Source organism: Streptomyces tateyamensis (assembly GCF_003205575.1).
GTDB lineage: Bacteria > Actinomycetota > Actinomycetes > Streptomycetales > Streptomycetaceae > Kitasatospora > Kitasatospora tateyamensis.
Genome location: NZ_PYBW01000011.1, coordinates 34,158 through 54,566 on the forward strand (window position 1 = coordinate 34,158; position 20,409 = coordinate 54,566).

General features: G+C 73.1%; 20 protein-coding genes. 1 reads left to right on the forward strand and 19 read right to left on the reverse strand.

Annotated elements, in window-relative coordinates; translation table 11 throughout:
• Nucleotides 1–57: 57 nt before the first annotated feature.
• From C7C46_RS02910 to hisI, 17 genes are all read right to left on the reverse strand, one after another.
• Complete coding sequence (locus C7C46_RS02910) at nt 58–927, reverse strand: helix-turn-helix domain-containing protein (protein WP_110665299.1); 870 nt, start codon at nt 925–927, stop codon at nt 58–60.
• A gap of 402 nt (nt 928–1,329) precedes the next feature.
• Complete coding sequence (locus C7C46_RS02915) at nt 1,330–2,790, reverse strand: glutamate synthase subunit beta (protein WP_110665300.1); 1,461 nt, start codon at nt 2,788–2,790, stop codon at nt 1,330–1,332.
• Complete coding sequence (gene gltB, locus C7C46_RS02920) at nt 2,783–7,366, reverse strand: glutamate synthase large subunit (protein WP_181442165.1); 4,584 nt, start codon at nt 7,364–7,366, stop codon at nt 2,783–2,785. Before gltB ends, C7C46_RS02915 begins: the two co-directional genes overlap by 8 nt.
• A 415-nt stretch (nt 7,367–7,781) precedes the next feature.
• Nucleotides 7,782–8,525 (reverse strand): VIT1/CCC1 transporter family protein, encoded by a 744-nt coding sequence (locus tag C7C46_RS02925; RefSeq protein ID WP_110665305.1) that lies wholly within the window; start codon nt 8,523–8,525, stop codon nt 7,782–7,784.
• A 249-nt stretch (nt 8,526–8,774) separates the two neighbouring features.
• The gene (lgt, locus tag C7C46_RS02930) at nt 8,775–9,611 is read right to left on the reverse strand and encodes a prolipoprotein diacylglyceryl transferase (RefSeq protein WP_110665307.1); all 837 of its coding nucleotides are present in this window, start codon (nt 9,609–9,611) and stop codon (nt 8,775–8,777) included.
• Between the two features lie 93 nt (nt 9,612–9,704).
• Complete coding sequence (locus C7C46_RS02935) at nt 9,705–10,577, reverse strand: DsbA family protein (protein WP_110665309.1); 873 nt, start codon at nt 10,575–10,577, stop codon at nt 9,705–9,707.
• A 51-nt stretch (nt 10,578–10,628) separates the two neighbouring features.
• Nucleotides 10,629–11,114, reverse strand: a complete 486-nt coding sequence (locus tag C7C46_RS02940) for a MauE/DoxX family redox-associated membrane protein (protein ID WP_110665311.1) — start codon at nt 11,112–11,114, stop codon at nt 10,629–10,631.
• A gap of 113 nt (nt 11,115–11,227) precedes the next feature.
• Nucleotides 11,228–11,404, reverse strand: a complete 177-nt coding sequence (locus C7C46_RS34710; protein ID WP_181442157.1) for a hypothetical protein — start codon at nt 11,402–11,404, stop codon at nt 11,228–11,230.
• Between the two features lie 220 nt (nt 11,405–11,624).
• On the reverse strand, nt 11,625–12,434 hold the full coding sequence (trpA, locus tag C7C46_RS02945; RefSeq protein ID WP_110665313.1) for a tryptophan synthase subunit alpha: 810 nt from the start codon (nt 12,432–12,434) through the stop codon (nt 11,625–11,627).
• Nucleotides 12,431–13,666: a tryptophan synthase subunit beta gene (gene trpB / locus C7C46_RS02950; protein WP_110665315.1), complete on the reverse strand. Its 1,236-nt coding sequence runs from the start codon at nt 13,664–13,666 to the stop codon at nt 12,431–12,433. Before trpB ends, trpA begins: the two co-directional genes overlap by 4 nt.
• Nucleotides 13,667–13,704: 38 nt before the next feature.
• Complete coding sequence (gene trpM, locus C7C46_RS37665) at nt 13,705–13,854, reverse strand: tryptophan biosynthesis modulator TrpM (protein WP_425470012.1); 150 nt, start codon at nt 13,852–13,854, stop codon at nt 13,705–13,707.
• 4 nt (nt 13,855–13,858) lie between these two features.
• Nucleotides 13,859–14,665 (reverse strand): indole-3-glycerol phosphate synthase TrpC, encoded by an 807-nt coding sequence (gene trpC, locus C7C46_RS02955; protein ID WP_110665318.1) that lies wholly within the window; start codon nt 14,663–14,665, stop codon nt 13,859–13,861.
• Nucleotides 14,666–14,863: 198 nt separating this feature from the next.
• The gene (locus C7C46_RS02960) at nt 14,864–15,304 is read right to left on the reverse strand and encodes a DUF2752 domain-containing protein (RefSeq protein WP_110665320.1); all 441 of its coding nucleotides are present in this window, start codon (nt 15,302–15,304) and stop codon (nt 14,864–14,866) included.
• Between the two features lie 153 nt (nt 15,305–15,457).
• The gene (locus tag C7C46_RS02965; RefSeq protein ID WP_110665322.1) at nt 15,458–15,736 is read right to left on the reverse strand and encodes an HGxxPAAW family protein; all 279 of its coding nucleotides are present in this window, start codon (nt 15,734–15,736) and stop codon (nt 15,458–15,460) included.
• A gap of 124 nt (nt 15,737–15,860) precedes the next feature.
• The gene (locus tag C7C46_RS02970) at nt 15,861–16,475 is read right to left on the reverse strand and encodes a TIGR02234 family membrane protein (RefSeq protein WP_245984067.1); all 615 of its coding nucleotides are present in this window, start codon (nt 16,473–16,475) and stop codon (nt 15,861–15,863) included.
• Between the two features lie 100 nt (nt 16,476–16,575).
• Complete coding sequence (locus C7C46_RS02975) at nt 16,576–18,099, reverse strand: anthranilate synthase component I (protein ID WP_110665324.1); 1,524 nt, start codon at nt 18,097–18,099, stop codon at nt 16,576–16,578.
• Nucleotides 18,100–18,141: 42 nt separating this feature from the next.
• Entirely contained in the window at nt 18,142–18,525 is a 384-nt protein-coding gene (gene hisI / locus C7C46_RS02980; RefSeq protein ID WP_110665326.1) for a phosphoribosyl-AMP cyclohydrolase, read from the reverse strand.
• A 97-nt stretch (nt 18,526–18,622) separates the two neighbouring features.
• Between hisI and C7C46_RS02985 the strand changes: the two genes are divergently transcribed.
• Nucleotides 18,623–19,198, forward strand: a complete 576-nt coding sequence (locus tag C7C46_RS02985; RefSeq protein WP_110665328.1) for a hypothetical protein — start codon at nt 18,623–18,625, stop codon at nt 19,196–19,198.
• A gap of 7 nt (nt 19,199–19,205) precedes the next feature.
• Here C7C46_RS02985 and hisF read toward each other — a convergent pair whose 3' ends face one another.
• Complete coding sequence (gene hisF / locus C7C46_RS02990) at nt 19,206–19,976, reverse strand: imidazole glycerol phosphate synthase subunit HisF (protein WP_110665330.1); 771 nt, start codon at nt 19,974–19,976, stop codon at nt 19,206–19,208.
• Nucleotides 19,977–19,996: 20 nt separating this feature from the next.
• Nucleotides 19,997–20,404 carry a Rid family hydrolase gene (locus C7C46_RS02995; RefSeq protein WP_245984068.1) on the reverse strand — a complete coding sequence of 136 codons (408 nt, stop codon included), beginning with the start codon at nt 20,402–20,404 and terminating at the stop codon, nt 19,997–19,999.
• Nucleotides 20,405–20,409: the final 5 nt, after the last annotated feature.

Below are 20,409 nucleotides of genomic sequence, written 5' to 3' on the forward strand. Positions count from 1 at the left end.
CGCGATATCCAGCTACCGTGTTCCCCCGGGCTGACTGAGGATCATCCTACTGATGAGTCAGGCTTCCTGATGCAGTGTCCGCAGAAGCTCGCGGCTCTGCTCGACGGTGAGGCTGTCCACCCGCAGCCGCTCCAGGGTGTCGCGGTACTCCTCCACCTCGCGCGGCCGGTCCAGGTAGAGCGCGGTGGTGAACTGCTCGAGGTAGACCACCTCGGCCAGGTCCGGCTCGCGGAAGGAGAGCAGCGAGAAGGTGCCGCTCTCCACGCCCGCGCCGGCGAAGCCCAGCGGCATCACCTGGATCTCGATGCCCGGGTGCTCGGTCAGTTCCAGCAGCCGGGCCAGCTGACCGCGCATCACCTCGGGCCCGCCGCACGGGCGGCGCAGCGCCGCCTCGTCGATCACCGCGTAGACCGCCGGGGCCTGCTCGCCCTGCAGCAGCCGCTGGCGGCGCAGCCGCACCTCGACCCGCCGGTCGATCTCGCGCTGCGGGGCGGCCAGCGAGCCCAGTTCGACCACCGCGCGGGCGTAGGCCTCGGTCTGCAGCAGCCCGGGGACGAACTGCACCTCGTAGCAGGAGATGACGCCGGCCGCCTCCTCGAAGCCGAGGTAGGTCTGGAACCAGGCCGGCACCACGTCGGCGTAGTCGTGCCACCAGGGCACCTCGTTGGCGGTGCGCACCATGCCGAGCAGTTCGGCGCGCTGTCCCCCGTCCTCGACGCCGTAGAGGGTGAGCAGGTCGGCCACGTCCCGCTCCTTGAAGCTGACCCGGCCCAGCTCCATCCGGCCGATCTTGGACTCGGAGGCGCGGATCTCGTAGCCGGCGTCCTCCCGGCTGACGCCCTGTGCCTCGCGCAGCCGGCGCAGTTGGGAGCCGAGCAGCAGCCGTCGGACCGTCACTCCGCTGCCGGTCTGGCCCGTGCCGTTCATCGCGCTGCCTCCCCTGGCGCTGTCACGGACGGCAGTCTGCCATGTCCAACCGTCAACAACCACGGGTGGAAGCTGTGAGTTCGCCGGGGGACGATCGGTGAACGGCCCTGCCGGCGCGCCCTGTTGCCGGTGCGGGCGAGCGGGCCCGGCTGCACACCGCGCCGGCCGGGGCGCGGTCGGCGGGCTGACTGCGGACATGCCGACGGCGCCTGCCCCCCTTGGTCGGGGACGGGGCAGGCGCCGTCGTTGGTGCTCCGCTGAGGACCGGCGGCTCTGACGGGTCAGCGATGGAGCGGCCCGGCGAGCCGGGCTGTGTGCGGGAGGGTTAGGACCGCCGCACGGCGGTCGGAGTGCGGCCCGGCCGCCGAGCAGGTCGGCAGCCGGGTCGCGAGGCGTTGCGGGTCAGACCACCAGGGGGCGGTCGGTGGGGCGGATCGGTGCGGGAAGCGCCGTCTTGCCGCCCAGGTAGGCGTCGACCGCGGCGGCGGCGGAGCGGCCCTCGGCGATCGCCCAGACGATCAGCGACTGGCCGCGGCCGGCATCGCCGCAGACGTAGACGCCATCGACGTTGGTGGCGAACTTCCCGTCCCGGGCGATGTTACCGCGTGCGTCCAGGTCCACGCCCAGCTGGTCGACCAGGCCGTTGCCTTGGTCGGTGCCGGTGAAGCCCATGGCCAGGGTGACCAGCTGGGCCGGGATCGACCGCTCGGTGCCCGGGACCGGCTCGAACCGGCCGTCCTTGAACTCCACCTCGACCAGGTGCAGCTCCTGGACGTTGCCGTCCTGGTCGCCGGTGAAGTGGGTGGTGTTGACGGAGTAGACCCGCTCACCGCCCTCCTCGTGCGCGGAGGTGACCTTGTAGGTCATCGGCATGGTCGGCCAGGGCTGGCCGGCCGGCCGCGCCTCGCTCGGGCGCGGCATGATCTCCAGCTGGGTGACCGAGGCCGCCCCCTGGCGCAGCGCGGTGCCCAGGCAGTCGGCGCCGGTGTCACCGCCGCCGATCACGATGACGTGCTTGCCCTTGGCGCTGATCGGGGAGTCGACGTAGTCGCCCTCCTGGACCTTGTTGGCCAGCGGCAGGTACTCCATCGCCTGGTGGATGCCGTTCAGCTCCCGGCCGGGGACCGGCAGGTCGCGGGCGGTGGTGGCGCCGGCGGCGACCACCACGGCGTCGAACCGGTTGCGCAGGTCCTGGCCGGTGATGTCCTCGCCCACGTGCACGCCGGTGCGGAACCGGGTGCCCTCCGCGCGCATCTGCTCGACGCGGCGGTTGATGTGGCGCTTCTCCATCTTGAACTCGGGGATGCCGTAGCGCAGCAGGCCGCCGATCCGGTCGGCCCGCTCGTAGACCACCACGGTGTGCCCGGCCCGGGTCAGCTGCTGGGCGGCCGCGAGGCCGGCCGGCCCCGAGCCGACCACGGCGACGGTCTTGCCGGACAGTCGCTCGGGCACCTGCGGGCGCACCCCGCCGTTGTCCCAGGCCTTGTCGATGATGGTGACCTCGACGTTCTTGATGGTCACCGCGTCCTGGTTGATCCCCAGCACGCAGGCCGACTCGCACGGCGCCGGGCACAGCCGCCCGGTGAACTCCGGGAAGTTGTTGGTCGCGTGCAGCCGCTCGATGGCGCCGGACCAGTCGTCGCGGAAGGCCAGGTCGTTCCACTCGGGGATCAGGTTCCCCAGCGGACAGCCGTTGTGGCAGAACGGGATGCCGCAGTCCATGCAGCGGCCGGCCTGCTTGGTGATGATCGGCAGGAGGCTGCGCTCGACGTAGACCTCGTTCCAGTCACGGAGCCGGACGTCGACCGGGCGGCGCTCCGCCAGCTGCTTGGGCGTGGTCAGGAAGCCCTTGGGGTCAGCCATGTGCCGCCTCCATCATCTTCGCGGTGGTCTCGGACTCGGAGAGCCCGTCGCGCTCAGCGGCGTCCTTGGCGGCGAGCACTGCCTTGTAGTCGGTGGGCATGATCTTGGAGAAGCGGCTGACGCCGCTGCCCCAGTCGGCCAGCAGCTCGGCGGCGACCGTCGAGCCGGTCTCCTCGTAGTGCTGCTGCACGGTCTCGCGCAGCCACTCGCGGTCGTGGGCGTCGGGGGCCTCGATGCCCACCATGCCGCCGTTGACGTTGGCCGGGCGCAGGTCGAGGACGTAGGCGATGCCGCCGGACATGCCGGCCGCCAGGTTGCGGCCGGTCTCGCCGAGGATGACCACCCGGCCGCCGGTCATGTACTCCAGGCCGTGGTCGCCGACTCCCTCGACCACCAGGGTGGCGCCGGAGTTGCGCACCGCGAACCGCTCGCCGGCCTTGCCGCGCAGGTGGATGCGGCCCGAGGTGGCGCCGTAGCCGATGGTGTTGCCGGCGATCACGTGGGCCTGGGCGTCGGCGCCGATCGCGGCGGCGTCGCGGGCCGGACGGACCACCAGCACGCCGCCGGACAGGCCCTTGCCGACGTAGTCGTTGGCGTCGCCCTCCAGCCGCAGGGTGATGCCGCTGGGCACGAAGGCGCCGAAGGACTGGCCGGCCGAGCCGGTGAAGGTCACGTCGATGGTGCCCTCGGGCAGGCCCGCACCGCGGTAGCGCTTGGTCACCTGGTGGCCGAGCATGGTGCCGACCGTGCGGTTGACGTTGCGGATCGGCAGCTGGATCCGCACCGCCTCGCCGCGCTCCAGGGCGTCCTCGGCCAGCTCGATCAGCTGGTTGTCGAGCGCCTTGTCGAGCGCGTGGTCCTGGGTGGTGGTGCAGTGCCGGGCCGCGCCCTCGGGCAGCTCGGGCACGTGGAACAGCGGGGCCAGGTCCAGGCCGGCCGCCTTCCAGTGGCTGACCGCCCCGCTCGCGTCGATGTGCTCGGCGTGGCCGACCGCCTCCTCGAGGGTGCGGAAGCCCAGCTCGGCGAGGATCTCGCGGACCTCCTCGGCGATGAACTCGAAGAAGTTCACCACGAACTCCGGCTTGCCGGAGAAGCGCTCGCGCAGCACCGGGTTCTGGGTGGCCACGCCGACCGGACAGGTGTCCAGGTGGCAGACCCGCATCATGATGCAGCCGGAGACCACCAGCGGCGCGGTGGCGAAGCCGAACTCCTCGGCGCCGAGCAGCGCGGCGATCACCACGTCGCGGCCGGTCTTCAGCTGGCCGTCGGTCTGCACCACGATCCGGTCGCGCAGCCCGTTCAGCAGCAGGGTCTGCTGGGTCTCGGCCAGGCCGAGCTCCCAGGGGCCGCCCGCGTGCTTGAGCGAGGTGAGCGGCGAGGCGCCGGTGCCGCCGTCGTGGCCGGAGACCAGCACCACGTCGGCGTGCGCCTTGGAGACGCCGGCCGCGACCGTGCCCACGCCGACCTCGGAGACCAGCTTCACGTGGACGCGGGCCGCCGGGTTGGCGTTCTTGAGGTCGTGGATCAGCTGGGCCAGGTCCTCGATGGAGTAGATGTCGTGGTGCGGCGGCGGGGAGATCAGGCCGACGCCCGGGGTCGAGTGACGGGTCCGGGCCACCCACGGGTAGACCTTGTGGCCGGGCAGCTGGCCGCCCTCGCCGGGCTTGGCGCCCTGGGCCATCTTGATCTGGATGTCGTCGGCGTTCACCAGGTACTCGGAGGTGACGCCGAACCGGCCGGAGGCCACCTGCTTGATCGCCGAGCGGCGGGCCGGGTCGTACAGGCGCTCCGGGTCCTCGCCGCCCTCACCGGTGTTCGACTTGCCGCCCAGCTGGTTCATCGCGATGGCCAGCGTCTCGTGCGCCTCCATCGAGATGGAGCCGTAGGACATCGCGCCGGTGGAGAACCGCTTGACGATCTCGGAGACCGGCTCGACCTCGTCGATCGGGATCGGGGTGCGGCCCTGGGCGTCGAACTTGAACAGGCCGCGCAGCGTCATCAGGCGCTCGGACTGCTCGTTCACCCGGTCGGTGTACTGCTTGAAGATGTCGTAGCGCCGGGCCCGGGTGGAGTGCTGCAGCCGGAAGACGGTGTCCGGGTCGAACAGGTGCGGCTCGCCCTCGCGGCGCCACTGGTACTCGCCGCCGATCTCCAGCGCGCGGTGCGCGGCCGCGATGCCGGAGGCCGGGTAGGCCTTGGCGTGCCGGGCGGCGACCTCCTTGGCGATCTCGGCCAGGCCGATGCCGCCGAGCTTGGTGGTGGTGCCGGCGAAGTAGCTGTCGACGGTCTCCTGGGACAGGCCGATGGCCTCGAAGACCTGCGCGCCGCGGTAGGAGGCGACGGTGGAGATGCCCATCTTGGACATCACCTTGAGCACGCCCTTGCCGAGCGCCTTGATCAGGTTGCGGATCGCCTTGTCCGGCTCGATCCCGGTCAGGAAGGTGCCCTGGGCGACCAGGTCCTCCACCGACTCCATCGCCAGGTAGGGGTTGACCGCGCCGGCGCCGTAGCCGATCAGCAGCGCCACGTGGTGGACCTCGCGGACGTCGCCGGCCTCGACCAGCAGCGAGATCAGGGTGCGCTGCTTGGTGCGGATCAGGTGGTGGTGCACCGCGGAGGTGAGCAGCAGCGAGGGGATCGGGGCGTGCTCGGCGTCCGAGTGGCGGTCGGAGAGCACGATGACCCGGGCGCCGTCGGCGATCGCCGCGTCGGCCTCGGCCGCGATGGCCGCCAGCCGGGCGGCCAGGGCCTCGCCGCCGCCGGAGACCTTGTAGAGGCCGGAGAGGGTCACGGCCTTCAGGCCGGGCTGGTCCCCGTCGGCGTTGATGTGGATCAGCTTGGCGAGCTCGTCGTTGTCGATCACCGGGAACGGCATGCCGACCGAGCGGCAGTGCGCGGCCTCGGCGGCCAGCAGGTTGCCCTCGGGGCCGAGGTTGCTCAGCAGCGAGGTGACGAGCTCCTCGCGGATGGCGTCCAGCGGCGGGTTGGTGACCTGCGCGAAGAGCTGCACGAAGTAGTCGAAGAGCAGCCGGGGCTTCTCGGAGAGCGCGGCGATCGGCGAGTCGGTGCCCATCGAGCCGAGCGCCTCGCCGCCGGTCTTGGCCATCGGGGCCAGGATGACCCGCAGTTCCTCCTCGGTGTAGCCGAAGGTCTGCTGACGGCGCGTCACCGAGGCGTGGGTGTGCGCGATGTGCTCGCGCTCGGGCAGCTTGGAGAGCTGGATCTGGCCGGCGGCCACCCACTCCTCGTACGGGTGCTCGGCGGCGAGCTTGCCCTTGAGCTCCTCGTCCTCGACGATGCGGTGCTCGGCGGTGTCGACCAGGAACATCTTGCCGGGCTGCAGGCGGCCCTTCTTGACCACCTTCTCCTGCGCCAGGTCGAGCACGCCGACCTCGGAGGAGAGCACGACCAGGCCGTCCTCGGTGATCCAGTACCGGGCCGGGCGCAGGCCGTTGCGGTCCAGTACGGCGCCGATCTGGGTGCCGTCGGTGAAGGTGACGCAGGCCGGGCCGTCCCAGGGCTCCATCAGGTTGGAGTGGTACTGGTAGAAGGCGCGCCGGGCCGGCTCCATGGTGGCGTGGTTCTCCCAGGCCTCCGGGATCATCATCAGCACCGCGTGGGGCAGCGGGCGGCCGCCCAGGTGGAGCAGCTCCAGCACCTCGTCGAAGGAGGCGGAGTCGGAGTGGTCCGGGGTGCAGATCGGGAAGATCCGCGACAGGTCGCCGGGGATCAGGTCGGTGGCCAGCTGCGACTCGCGCGCGGTCATCCAGTTCCGGTTGCCCTTGACGGTGTTGATCTCGCCGTTGTGCGCGACGAACCGGTAGGGGTGGGCCAGCGGCCAGCTCGGGAAGGTGTTGGTGGAGAACCGGGAGTGCACCAGGCCGATCGCCGAGGCGTACAGGCGGTCCGAAAGGTCGGGGAAGAACGGCTCCAGCTGACCGGTGGTCAGCATGCCCTTGTAGACGATGGTGCGGGCGGAGAGCGAGGGGAAGTACACCCCGGCCTCGCGCTCGGCGCGCTTGCGGACCACGAAGGCGACCCGGTCCAGCAGCAGTCCGCTGGTGCCCTGGCCGGCCAGGAAGAGCTGGCGGAAGCGCGGCATCACCGAGCGGGCGGTGGCACCCAGCAGGTCGGGGGCGGTCGGCACCTCGCGCCAGCCCAGGACGGTCAGGCCCTCCTCGGCCGCGATCGCCTCGACCTGCGCGACAGCGGCGGCGTCGGCCGCGTCCTCGTCCGGCAGGAAGGCGATGCCGACCGCGTACTCGCCGGCGCCCGGCAGTGCGAAGGGCACCTGGGCGCGCAGGAACGCGTCCGGGATCTGGGTCAGGATGCCGGCGCCGTCGCCGGAGTCGGGCTCGGCCCCGGTGGCGCCGCGGTGCTCGAGGTTGCGCAGCACGGTGAGCGCCTGCTCGACGATGGTGTGGTCGGCGATGCCGGTCAGCGTGGCGACGAAGCCGACGCCGCAGGCGTCGTGCTCGTTCCTCGGGTCGTACAGGCCCTGAGCAGCAGGTCGCGCATCCGGAACGAGCGCGTACGGGGAGCTGGTGCTGCCCTGGGGCTCGTTGGCGGAGTGCATGGATGCAGACAGCATCGGCTCTCCCGTCGTCGTCTTGAGCATTTGGGGTGCCGCCCGGCCGCCGGCCAGGGGGTCACGTGCAACAGGGACGACGTTGGCCCTCTGCGATTTCGTGCAGGTTACATGATGCCGGAAGTCCCGGGAAGTGGAATTTTTCGTCCACATGGCGGACAAGGCCGCAGCTCAGAGGCCCTTACCTACGGGTAGTGCGGGGACGTGGGCCCACCTCAGTGTGCCCGGTCGCCGCAGGGGCGAAACAGGGGCGAAACGGCGCCGGCCGACCCCGCCCCGGGGTCGGCCTGCGAATTCACGCGTTCAGCTGCGTCCGGAGCGACGGACCGATGGCGGACCGCCGCTCCCACCGCAAATTCTGCATGCCTATGCAGTGCAGTGAGTGAGATATCACACGGTCCGGTCAGCCGACCTGGCCGCCGATCAGCGCCCCCAGCAGGAAGGTGACCCCGGCCGCCGCGCCGCCCAGCACCAGCTGGCGCAGGCCGGAGAACCACCAGCTGCGCGCCGTGACCCGGGCCACCAGCGCACCGCAGCCGAACAGCCCGAGCACCGCCAGCACCAGGGCCGGCAGCAGCGAGTCGGCGCCCAGCAGGTAGGGCAGCAGCGGCAGCAGCGCGCCGAGCGCGAAGCAGCCGAACGAGGAGGCCGCGGCGACCAGCGGGCTGGGCAGGTCGTGCGGGTCGATGCCCAGCTCCTCCCGCACGTGCACCTCCACCGCCCGCTCCGGGTCCCGGGTCAGCTGCTCGGCCACCTGGTGGGCCAGCTCCGGGTCCACGCCGCGGGATATGTAGACCTGGGCCAGCTCGGCCAGCTCGCCCGCCGGGTTGCGGCGCAGCTCGATCCGCTCCGCCTCGATCTCCGCCTCCACCAGCTCGCGCTGCGAGGCCACCGAGGTGTACTCCCCCGCGGCCATCGAGCAGGCGCCGGCCGCCAGGCCCGCCAGGCCGGTGAGCACCACGGCGCTGTGGCTCGCCGAGCCGCCGACCACGCCGGTCATCAGGGCGAAGTTGGAGACCAGTCCGTCCATCGCGCCGAAGACCGCCGGGCGCAGCCAGCCGCCGTTGACGTCGCGGTGGTGGTCGGCGTCCGGGATCCGCGGGGCCGTCGGCTCCTCGGTGGCGGGTTCGGTGACGGTGGCGCTCATGATGGCGGCCCTCCCTGGTGCAGCGTGCTTCCCCGACCGCAGTCAGGGCGTCTCAACCTTGAAACTAGCCCGATGATCTGACGTTTTCTAGCAAGCCAGGGCTGGCTAACCTGCGCTGAGCTGCGGGTTCGGTGTTCGACTGCGCACCGGGCAGCAGAACGGGCCCCGGAGTGCGTGCACTCCGGGGCCCGTGGTGACGGTGGGTCAGGCGGCGTCGTCCTGCTGGCTCGGCTCGTCCTGCGCGAGCTCCTAGTGCGCCGCCGGGTCGATGCTGTCCGGGTCCTCCCGGCCGGGCCGCAGCCGGCCGACGACCACGAAGTAGGCCACCGCGCCGGCGAAGACCACGATCGAGGTCCAGTCGTTCAACCGCAGACCCAGGAAGTAGTGCGCCTCGTCCACCCGCAGGTACTCGATCCAGAACCGGCCCACGGTGTACGCCGCGACGTAGAGCGCGAAGGCCCGCCCGTGCCCGAGCCGGAACCGCCGGTCGGCCCAGATCACCAGCGCCGCCACGCCCACGCACCAGAGCGACTCGTAAAGGAAGGTCGGGTGGTAGGTGGCGAGGTCCGGGGTGTCGGGCGGCCGGTGCGCGGGGTCGATCTGCAGGCCCCAGGGCAGCGTGGTCGGCTTGCCGTACAGCTCCTGGTTGAACCAGTTGCCCCAGCGTCCGCAGGCCTGGGCCAGCGCGATGCCCGGTGCCACCGCGTCCGCCCAGGCCGGCAGCGGCACGCCGCGCCGGCGGGCGCCGATCCAGGCGCCGACCGCGCCCAGCGCGATCGCGCCCCAGATGCCCAGGCCGCCCTCCCAGATCTTGAAGGCGTTCCACGGGTTCTTCCCCGGGGCGAAGTAGAGCTGGTGGTCGGTGATCACGTGGTAGAGCCGCCCGCCGACCAGGCCGAACGGCACCGCCCAGACCGCGATGTCGCCGACCGTGTGCTTGGCGCCGCCGCGCGCGACCCAGCGCTTGCCGCCCAGCCAGACGGCCACGACGACACCGATGATGATGCAGAAGGCGTACGCGCGCAGCGGGATCGGTCCCAGGTGGAGGACGCCCCGCGACGGGCTCGGGATGTAAGCGAGTTCCATGGCAGGTCCGACGCTACCGCCTGCCGACCGGCGAACCGGCATCGCCCGGGGTACCGGTTCGGACACGGCACCCCGGGCGATCGGCGGGCGGGCCTAGGAGCCGCCGCCCGAGGGCTGCAGCGCCGGGTCGCTCTCGGCCGCGGTGCTGGTGGGCGCGGGGCTGGCCGAGCCGCTGCCGGTGGTGCCCGGCTTCTTGCCCTGGTTGGCCTCGTCGACCCACTTCACCAGGTTGTCCGGGGTGATCTCGTCGTTGCCGTTCTTGGGGTAGATCGGCTTGCCATTGAGCAGCACGGTCGGGGTGGACGTGTAGCCGGACTTGTCGAAGTCCTGCTCGACCGCGGAGACCCAGCTGCCGAACTTGTTGCTGTTGACGCAGGACTCGAAGGTGGGCGAGTCCAGGCCCGGGACCTGCTTGGCCAGGTCGATCAGCTTGGACTTGTCCTTCCAGGCGTCCACCGTCTCGTCCGGCTGGTTCTTGTAGAGCACGTCGTGGTAGGCGCGGAAGTAGCCCGCGTCCTGGGCACAGGCCAGGGCGTTGGCCCCGTTCTTGGAGCCCTTGCCGCCGTCGTGCCGGTCGATGAACGAGACGATGTGGTAGTTCCCGTAGAGCTTGCCCTGGTCCTGCAACTGGTCGACGGTGGGCGCGAACTCCCGCTCGAACTGGCCGCAGGCGGGGCACCTGGGGTCCTCGTAGACGGTCAGCGTGGCCGGGGCGTTGGCCGGACCGTCCGGGATCACCAGGTTCTTGGGGCCGATCGCGCCGGCCGGGGCCGCGCTCGGCGTGTCCGAGCTGGAGCGGCTGCTCTGCACCGCGATGCCGATCCCGGCGGCCACCGCCAGCACCACCACCACGGCGCCGATGACCAGGAGCTTCTTCTTCTTGGCGTGCTGGGCGTCCTGCGCGGCCCGCTCCTCCAGCATCCGCTCGCGGGCCGTCCGCTTGCCAGATCGGTTCTTCTCGCTCATGCCTTCTGCTTCTCCGGGTCGACGGTCAGGGGTTCGGCGGCGGTCAGGGGTTCAGGCGGCCAGCCAGCCGTCCACCGAGAACCTGGAGCGCGGCCTGGCCACCAGCCAGCCGGCCAGCAGCAGGAACCCGCAGTCGCGCAGGATCTCCTGGCCGTACTGGGTCTGCGACTTGTCCACCGCGCCGCCGCCGCCGAAGCAGCCGCAGTCGATCGAGATGCCGCGGGCCCAGGCCGAGGCGATCCCGGCCACGAAGGCCAGCAGCAGCAGCACCGACACCACCGCCGCGATCCGCACCCCGAGCCCGATCAGCAGCAGCAGCGCCAGCGCCAGTTCCAGGAACGGCAGCCCGTACCCGACCGGCTTGACCAGTCCCTCGGGCAGGATCCGGTAGGCCCGCACCGCCTGGGCCGCCACCGCCGGATCCGAGATCTTGGCGAGACCGGCCCAGGCCCACACCACCGCCAGGCCCAACCGGGCCGCGGTGCTGATCCACTCGACCACACCACCGCCGCCGCCACCGGCTGTGCGCGCTGCCATGCCGCCTCCCCCTCTCGGTCCTCGGCTCCCGCCGGAGCTTCCTGACGAACCGTAGGGGATTTGGTCTGTTTACTCCAAGCTCATCACATTCACCCGAATAGGGGAGGATGAGGTCACCTGTCCGTTTTGCCGCCGTGGCGCGCCGCCGGCTCCTCCACCCGGTGCGCGGCCTGCTCGGCACCGCGTTTGGCCAGCGCGTGCCCCACCGCGTGCTCGCCCCCGCAGGCCGCCAGCAGCGCCAGTGCGGCGACGGCCGCCCTGACCAGTACCGCGCGGTGCAGGCCGATCACGATGGGCCTCCTCGGAGCCGGGGCGATCAACTGAGAAGTGTACGAACGGCAGGGCTGGAACCCGTTCCCCGCTGGACACTTGATGCAACGTCAGCCGCCCGGGGATGACACGAGCGGACCGCGCGATTCACCCCCGCGGGCGAGCGCGAAGCCGATCCGGGCGCCGGCAGCAGAACGGCCCGCCACCCCCTGCGGGGTGGCGGGCCGCCTCGACGGTGCATCAGCGCGAGCGCACGCCCTGCGCCAGCTCGGCCGCCAGCGCGCGGACGGCGGCCAGCGCGGCCGGCTCGTCCTCGCCGGCGTCCAGGATCCGCTGCACGAAGGCCGAGCCGACGATCACGCCGTCGGCGAAGCCGGCCACCTGGGCCGCCTGCGCACCGGTGGAGACCCCCAGGCCCACGCAGACCGGCAGCTCGGTGGTGGCCCGGGTGCGCGCCACCAAGTCCTCGGCCAGCTCGCCGACCTGGGCCCGGGAGCCGGTCACGCCCATCACCGCGGCCGCGTAGACGAAGCCGGAACCGGCCGCGGTCACCTCGGCCAGCCGCTTGTCCTGGCTGGAGGGGGCGACCACGAAGACGGTGTCCAGGCCGTGCTCGGCGGCGGCCTTGCGCCACTCCGCGGACTCCTCCACCGGCAGGTCCGGCAGGATCACCCCGGCCCCGCCGGCCGCCGCCAGGTCGGCCGCGAACCGGGCGGTGCCGTAGCGGTCCACCGGGTTCCAGTAGGTCATCACCAGCACCGCGGCGACCGGGTGCGCCGCGGCCACCTCCCGCACGGTGCGCAGCACGTCCGTGATCCGCACCCCGCCGCGCAGCGCGATGTCGTCGGCGGTCTGGATGGTCGGGCCGTCCAGCACCGGGTCGGAGTGCGGCAGGCCGACCTCGACCACGTCGCAGCCGCCCTCCAGCAGGGCGTTGACCGCCTTGATGCCGCCCTCCACGCTCGGGAAGCCGGCCGGCAGGTAGCCGATCAGCGCCGCCCGCTCCTCGGCCCGGGCCGCCGCGAGGACCTGGCTGAGCTTGCTGGTCATCGGTTCTCCCCCTGGGCGGACTCGTCGTACAGGCCGAAGTACTGGGCGGCGGTGTGCATGTCCTTGTCGCCACGCCCGGACAGGCTGACCAGGATGGTGGCGTCCGGACCCAGCTCGCGGCCCAGCTCCAGCGCGCCGGCCAGCGCGTGCGCGCTCTCGATGGCCGGGATGATGCCCTCGGTGCGCGACAGCAGGCGCAGCGCCTGCATCGCCGCGTCGTCGGTGACCGGGCGGTACTCGGCCCGGCCGGTGTCCTTCAGCCAGGCGTGCTCGGGGCCGACCCCGGGGTAGTCCAGGCCGGCCGAGATCGAGTGGCTCTCGATGGTCTGGCCGTCCTCGTCCTGCAGCACGTAGGTGCGGGCGCCGTGCAGCACGCCGGGTTCGCCCTTGGTCAGGGTGGCCGCGTGCCGCGGGGTCTCGGCGCCCTCGCCGGCCGCCTCGCAGCCGATCAGCCGCACCCCCGCGTCCGGGATGAACTCGTGGAAGATGCCCATCGCGTTGGAGCCGCCGCCCACGCAGGCCACCACGGCGTCGGGCAGCGCGCCGGTGCGCTCCAGCACCTGGGCGCGGGCCTCGATGCCGATCACCCGGTGGAAGTCGCGCACCATGGCCGGGAACGGGTGCGGGCCGGCCACCGTACCGAACAGGTAGTGGGTGGAGTCGACGTTGGCCACCCAGTCGCGGAAGGCCTCGTTGATCGCGTCCTTGAGGGTGCGGCTGCCGGACTTGACGGCCACCACCTCGGCGCCGAGCATCCGCATCCGGGCGACGTTCAACGCCTGGCGCTCGGTGTCCACCTCGCCCATGTAGATGGTGCAGTCGAAGCCGAACAGCGCGCAGGCGGTGGCGGTGGCCACGCCGTGCTGGCCGGCGCCGGTCTCGGCGATGATCCGGGTCTTGCCCATCCGGCGGGTCAGCAGCGCCTGGCCCAGCACGTTGTTGATCTTGTGCGAGCCGGTGTGGTTGAGGTCCTCGCGCTTGAGCAGCACCCGGGCCCCGCCGGCCTCGGCGGAGAACCGGTGCACGTCGGTGAGCGGGCTGGGCCGACCGGTGTAGTCCTTGAGCAGCAGGTCGAGCTCGGCGGTGAAGGCCGGGTCGTTCTTGGCCTTCTCGTACTCCTCGGCCACCTGCTCCACGGCGGCGATCAGCGCCTCCGGGATGAAGCGGCCGCCATAGGCGCCGAAGTAGCCGCGGGCGTCGGGCACCTGCGGGCCGGTTGGCAGGTCGGACATGGTGATCCTTCGTGACGGTGGGTCGGACGGACGGGGATTCAGCCGTGCGTCCGGCGCCATCGCCGACCGGGCACCTGCCCGGGCTCGCAGCCGATCACGTACCGCACCCGCCGGCCCAGCACCCGGCGCGCGGGAGCGCGGCAGCCGCGCGGGCGGCAGCCGGGGGCCAGGCGGGCGCTGAGTGACACGGTGTCAGCCCTTGTTCCGCAGCGCGGGGTGGGCGCCGGCGGCCACCAGGTCGGCCACCGCCGTCTTGGGGTCCTTGCCGGTCACCAGGGACTCGCCGACCAGCACCGCGTCGGCGCCCTCGTTGGCGTAGGCGATCAGGTCGTGCGGGCCGCGCACGCCGGACTCGGCCACCTTGACGATGTGGTCCGGGATCAGGTGCGCCACGTTGGCGAAGGTGTTGCGGTCCACTTCGAGAGTCTTCAGGTTGCGGGCGTTGACGCCGATGATCCGGGCGCCGGCGTCCACCGCGCGGCGGATCTCCTCCTCGTCGTGCACCTCGACCAGCGGGGTCAGCCCGATCGACTCGGCCCGCTCGATCAGCGAGACCAGGGCCGGCTGCTCCAGTGCGGCCACGATCAGCAGCGCGAGGTCGGCGCCGTGCGCGCGGGCCTCCCACAGCTGGTAGGCGGTGACGATGAAGTCCTTGCGCAAAACAGGGGTGTCCACGGCGGCCCGGACCGCGTCCAGGTCGGCCAGCGAGCCGCCGAACCGGCGCTGCTCGGTGAGCACGCTGATCGCGGCCGCACCGCCGGCGGCGTAGTCGCGGGCCAGCGCGGCCGGGTCGGCGATCGCGGCCAGCGCGCCCTTGGACGGGCTGGACCGCTTGACCTCGCAGATCACCCGGATGCCCTCGCCGCGCAGGGCGGCCACGCCGTCCTTGGCGTCGCGGGCCTTGGCGGCCAGCTCCTTCAGCTCCTCCAGGGAGACCTGGGCCTGCCGCTCCGCGAGGTCCTGCCGGACCCCGTCGATGATCTCGTCGAGCACGGTCATGCGCCCGCCTCCTTCTGCTAGCCGGAACTGCGTCCGGGGCGGCGTGGCAAAGCACCGGTGCCGCAACCCCCGTCGGCACCTCGATGGTATCGGCACCGGGGCGCGCGGGGCGCATCCGCCCGGCGCGCGTCTCGCCCAGCGGACCGGCTGCTGAGCTGCCCGGACACCCGTCGATCGAGCGGTGGACGGGGCGGGGCGTCAGACCGCCGGGGGTGCCAGGGCGGCGCCGGCCGGCAGGTTGCGCAGCACCGTGAAGACCACAAGCACCAGGACCATCAGCACCGTCGCGCGGCGGCCCAGGGCGAGCCGGGGCGGCCTGCCGTCGGTGAGCGCGGCCCAGGCCCAGCGCAGCCAGCAGACGCCGAGCACCGCGAACAGCAGCACGGCCGGCAGGTTGTCGTGGACCGCCGCGCCGAGGTCGCCGCGGGTCAGCGCGTGCACGCAGCGCAGCCCGCCGCAGCCGGGGCACCACCAGCCGGTGGCCTGCAGGAACGGGCAGGTCGGGTAGTGGCCGGGACGGTTCGGGTCCACCGCGGCCACGTAGAGGGTGGGCAGCGCGACGGCGGTCAGGGCGGCGAACGGGCGGGCGAGGCGGCGCAGTGCGGCGGGGGCGCCGACCGGGGAGCTGGGGGCGGTCACGGGCTGATTGTCCCCCGTGCGGGGGGGTGCCGGGTTACGCCGCGCGGGTGGTGCGGCGCACCGGCGCGGGTGCGCCGCACCACCCGCAACGCGCACGGACCGGGGCGCCCGCCTGCGCGGCGGCGCCCCGGTCCGGGGAGTGTGCGGGAGGCGTCAGGCGCCGACGGTGACGGCCTCGGGGGTGCCCGCCGAGCGCGCCGCGCGGAACTCGGCCTTGTACTGCTCCACCGACGGGTCGGGCTGCTTGCCCAGGCCGGCCCCCTTCATCGCCAGGCCGACCGCGCCGGCGACGACGAACGCCACCACCATGCCCAGCACCACGACCAGCGTGGAGGCCATGATCATGCCGGCGCCGGAGATGCAGAAGCCGACGAAGCTGATGACCACACCGGTCCAGGCCGCGGGGGTGTGTCCGTGGGCTTGCTTAGACATCTGGGTGCTCCTAGGTTTTGCGCTCCTGTCTCCCCCATTGTTGCGGACGCCTCGACGGTGCCCAAAGCGGGGTACGGGTGAGCACCGTCACGCTTGCCGGCCGCAGGGCGGGGAAGGACAGCGGTCAGCCCTCGGTCGGGTCCTCGCCGCGGTCCAGCGCCTTCCACAGGTCGGCAGGGGTGTTCGCGCCGCTCTTGGCGGCGGCCTTGGCGGTGGGGGCCTCGTAGCGCGCGCCCATGGCCGGCCAGTCCCGCCCGCGCAGCAGGGTCAGCGCGCCGGCCGCGGCCAGCAGCAGGCCGCCGAGCACCGCGACGTACGGCCACAGGGTGTGGCTGACCTGCTCAGCCACCGTGCCGGTCAGCGCCAGGCGGCTCGCCGCCAGGGCGTCCACCGTGCTGCTGTCGCCCGCGCCCAGCGCCGCGCCGGCCGCCGCGCCCAGGCCGGCCGCCACCACCAGCACGCCGACCAGTTGCCGGCCGGCCCCGCGCACCGCGAAGACGGCCACCGCCGAGGCCAGCCCGACCAGCGCCAGGGCGCCCGGCAGCCCGGAGATCTGGCTGCCCGAGGCGGCCACCGCCAGCCCGCCGGCCGCCGTGCCCCGGGCCCAGGTCCGCCCGACCGCGACCAGCACCAGCACCGCGCCCACCACGGTGAGCAGCAGCATCAGGGCCAGGCCCCGGCGGGCGCCGGAGCGGGCGGCGGGGGCGGACTCGGCGCGGGGGGCGGGAACGGTGCTCACCGGACCACTATCCCCCGAGCCGGTCCGCCCCCGGCAACTGGGGGCACCTCCCGGCCGAAGGCTGGGCTGGGGGCACCTCCCGGCCGAAGGCTGGGGGCGTTCAGGCCAGCGGGGCGCGCAGGGTGTTGGCGGTGGCCACCGCGCGCAGCACGGCGGCCGCCTTGTTGCGGCACTCGGTGTCCTCGCCGGCCGGGTCGGAGTCGGCCACCACGCCCGCGCCCGCCTGCACGTAGGCGGTGCCGCCGCGCAGCACCGCGGTGCGGATGGCGATCGCGGTGTCGGCGTCGCCGGCGAAGTCCAGGTAGCCGACGCAGCCGCCGTAGAGGCCGCGCCGGGTGGGCTCCAGCTCCTCGATGATCCGCATCGCGCGCGGCTTGGGCGCCCCGGACAGGGTGCCGGCCGGGAAGCAGGCGGTCAGCACGTCGAAGGCGGTGCGGCCGTCGGCCACCTCGCCGGTGACGGTGGAGACGATGTGCATCACGTGGCTGTACCGCTCGACCGACATGAAGTCGACCACCTCGACGCTGCCCGGGGCGCAGACCCGGCCAAGGTCGTTGCGGCCCAGGTCGACCAGCATCAGGTGCTCGGCCCGCTCCTTGGGGTCGGCCAGCAGCTCGGCGGCCAGCTCCGCGTCCTCCTGGGGCGTGGCGCCGCGGTGCCGGGTGCCGGCGATCGGGTGCACCATCGCCTGGCCCGCCGTCACCTTGACCAGCGCCTCGGGGCTGGAGCCGACCACGTCGAAGCCGCCCTCGGCGCCGCCGTCCGGGCCGGGGAAGCGGAACAGGTACATGTACGGGCTGGGGTTGGTGGTGCGCAGCACCCGGTAGACGTCCAGCGCGGAGGCCGGGCAGGGCGCCTCGAACCGCTGCGAGGGGACCACCTGGAAGGCCTCGCCGGCCCGGATCCGCTCCTTGACCACCTCGACCGCGGCCCGGTACGGCGCCCCGCCGAAGGGTGACACGGCGTCAGCGTCAGCGGCGGTGGGGGTGAAGGTGGCCAGGCCCGGGTCGACCGGCTTGGCCAGCTCGGCCTCCATCGCGTCCAGCCGGGCCACCGCGTCGGCGTGGGCCTCGTCGACGCCGCTGGCCAGGTCGTTGTGGTTGACCGCGTTGGCGATCAGCAGCACGGTGCCGTCCACGTGGTCGAGCACCGCGAGGTCGGTGGCCAGCATCATGGTCAGCTCGGGCAGGCCCAGGTCGTCCGGGTTGAGGTCGGGCAGCTTCTCCAGCCGGCGCACCACGTCGTAGCCGAGGTAGCCGACCAGGCCGCCGGTCAGCGGCGGCAGGCCGTCGTCGTCGTGGCGCGGGGTGTGCAGCGCGGCCAGCGCGGCCCGCAGCACCTCCAGCGGGTCGCCCTCGCGCGGGATGCCCACCGGCGGGGTACCCAGCCAGCGGGCGCCGCCCTGCTGGTCCACCGTCAGGGTGGCGGCGCCGCGCACGCCCACGAAGGAGTAGCGGGACCAGCTGCGGCCCTGCTCGGCCGACTCCAGCAGGAAGGTGCCGGGCCGCTCGGCCGCCAGCGAGCGGTACAGGCCGATCGGCGTCAGGCCGTCCGCCAGGAGCCGGCGGGTGACCGGGATCACCCGGGTGTCGACGGCGAGCTTGCGGAACGCCTCAAGGTCCATGGCGTGGGGCACCGATCTCTCGTGTGGGTGGTCGTGGCCGGGTCAGCCGGCGAGCAGCACGTCTTCGTCGAAGCAGGTCCGGGCGCCGGTGTGGCAGGCCGCGCCGCTCTGGTCGACCCGGACCAGCAGGGTGTCCCCGTCGCAGTCCAGGGCGACCGACTTCACCTGCTGGACGTGCCCGGAGGTGTCGCCCTTGACCCAGTACTCCTGGCGGCTGCGGCTCCAGTAGGTGCAGCGGCCGGTGGTCAGGGTGCGGTGCAGCGCCTCGTCGTCCATCCAACCGAGCATCAGCACCTCGCCGGTGTCGTACTGCTGCGCGATGGCGGGCAGCAGGCCGTCCGCACTGCGCTTGAGGCGGGCGGCGACGGCCGGGTCGAGGGCGGTGCTGCCGGGGGCGGCGGGGCTGGGCGGCGGTACGGATGGCATGGGGCCCATTCTGGCAGGCCGACGGCGTGGCCGGGGCCGTGGACCAACTCGTGGAAACCGGCCCCGCGCGGCGCCGCACTGCGGAATTCTAGTGCGCATGACCAAGTCCCCGCGCTCCCGCACGGCCGCGACGGTGGTGGCGCTGCTCGTCGCCCTGGCCGGGGTGGCGGCGGTGCTGCTGTGGCCGAGCTCGCCCAAGCACCCGGCGGCCGCCGCGCCGCCGTCGCCGAGCCACTCGCCGTCCCCGTCGCCCTCGCCCTCGCCGACCAAGAAGCTGCCCTACCCGTGGTTCCCGGTGGGCAGCTGCGTCGACCACCCGAAGCTGAGCCCGGTGATCACTGCGGCCGAGGCCCGCCCGTGCCAGGGGCCGCACGACGGCGAGTCGATCGCCAACCCGCTGCTGCCGGACGGGCTGACCAAGGAGAGCCAGATCGCGCTGGCGCTGATCCGGGCCTGCCAGCCGTACGTGACCAGCTGGGAGGCCGCGCAGGGCGGCGGCACCTGGTACGGCATCCCGATGGGCCCCTCGCTGGCCTACTACAACCAGGGCCTGCGCGACGCCACCTGCCTGCTCACCGACTCCCAGCACGAGGGTGGCACCAAGCTCACCGGTCCGCTCAAGCCGGCCGCCGACCCGTCACCCTCCCCCGCGGCGAGCCCGAGCAGCGGCTGACGGCGGATCAGCGGACCGGGTGGCCGGCCTCGCGCAGCGCGGACTTGACGGCGGGGATGGTGAGGTCGCCGAAGTGGAAGACCGAGGCGGCCAGCACCGCGTCCGCGCCGGCCGCCACCGCCGGGGCGAAGTCGGCCAGCCGGCCCGCGCCGCCGGAGGCGATCACCGGCACCGAGACCCGCTCCCGGACGGCGCGGATCATGGCCAGGTCGTAGCCGTCCTTGGTGCCGTCCGCGTCCATCGAGTTGAGCAGGATCTCGCCGGCTCCGAGCTCGGCCGCCCGGGCTGCCCACTCGACCGCGTCCAGCCCGGTGCCGCGCCGGCCGCCGTGGGTGGTCACCTCGAAGCCGGAGGCCGTCTGCGTCCCCGCCGGGCAGCGCCGGGCGTCCACCGAGAGCACCAGCACCTGGCGGCCGAACCGCTCGGCGATCTCCCGGACCAGCTCGGGACGGGCGATCGCGGCGGTGTTGACGCCCACCTTGTCGGCGCCGGCCCGCAGCAGCTTGTCCACGTCCGCCACCGCCCGGATCCCGCCGCCCACGGTGAGCGGGATGAAGACCTGCTCAGCGGTGCGGCGCACCACGTCGTAGGTGGTCTCGCGGTCCCCGGAGGAGGCCGTGATGTCCAGGAAGGTGAGCTCGTCCGCGCCCTGGGCGTCGTAGGCGCGGGCCAGCTCGACCGGGTCGCCCGCGTCGCGCAGGTTCTGGAAGTTGACGCCCTTGACCACCCGGCCCGCATCCACGTCCAGGCAGGGGATCACACGTACGGCGAGGGTCACTTCTGACTGCTTTCGAAGAGTTAGGGGGCTTCCAGGGTCCGCGCCAGGCCGGCGCGGTGGGCGTCGAGTTCCACCTGGACCATCATCCGGGGGTCGACCAGCCCGGTCACCACCACCAGCGTGGTCACCGGGCGGACCGCGGCGAACAGTTGCCGGTGCGCCCGGCCGACTTCCTCCGCGTCCCGCACGTGGGTCACGTACAGCCGGGTGCGGAACACGTCCGCGGCCGTCAGACCGTACTCGGCCAGCGCCGCCAGGCCGTTGCCGACGGCGGTGAGCGTCTGGGCGAACGGGTCGCCCTCGTGCTCGATCCGGCCGTCCACCCAGGCGGAGCACCCCGCCACGTGGACCTGGTCGCCGACCGCCACCGCCAGGGCCGAGCCGAGCCCCTCCTCCCACGGGGTGGCACCGGACACCCTGCCGCGCACGATCC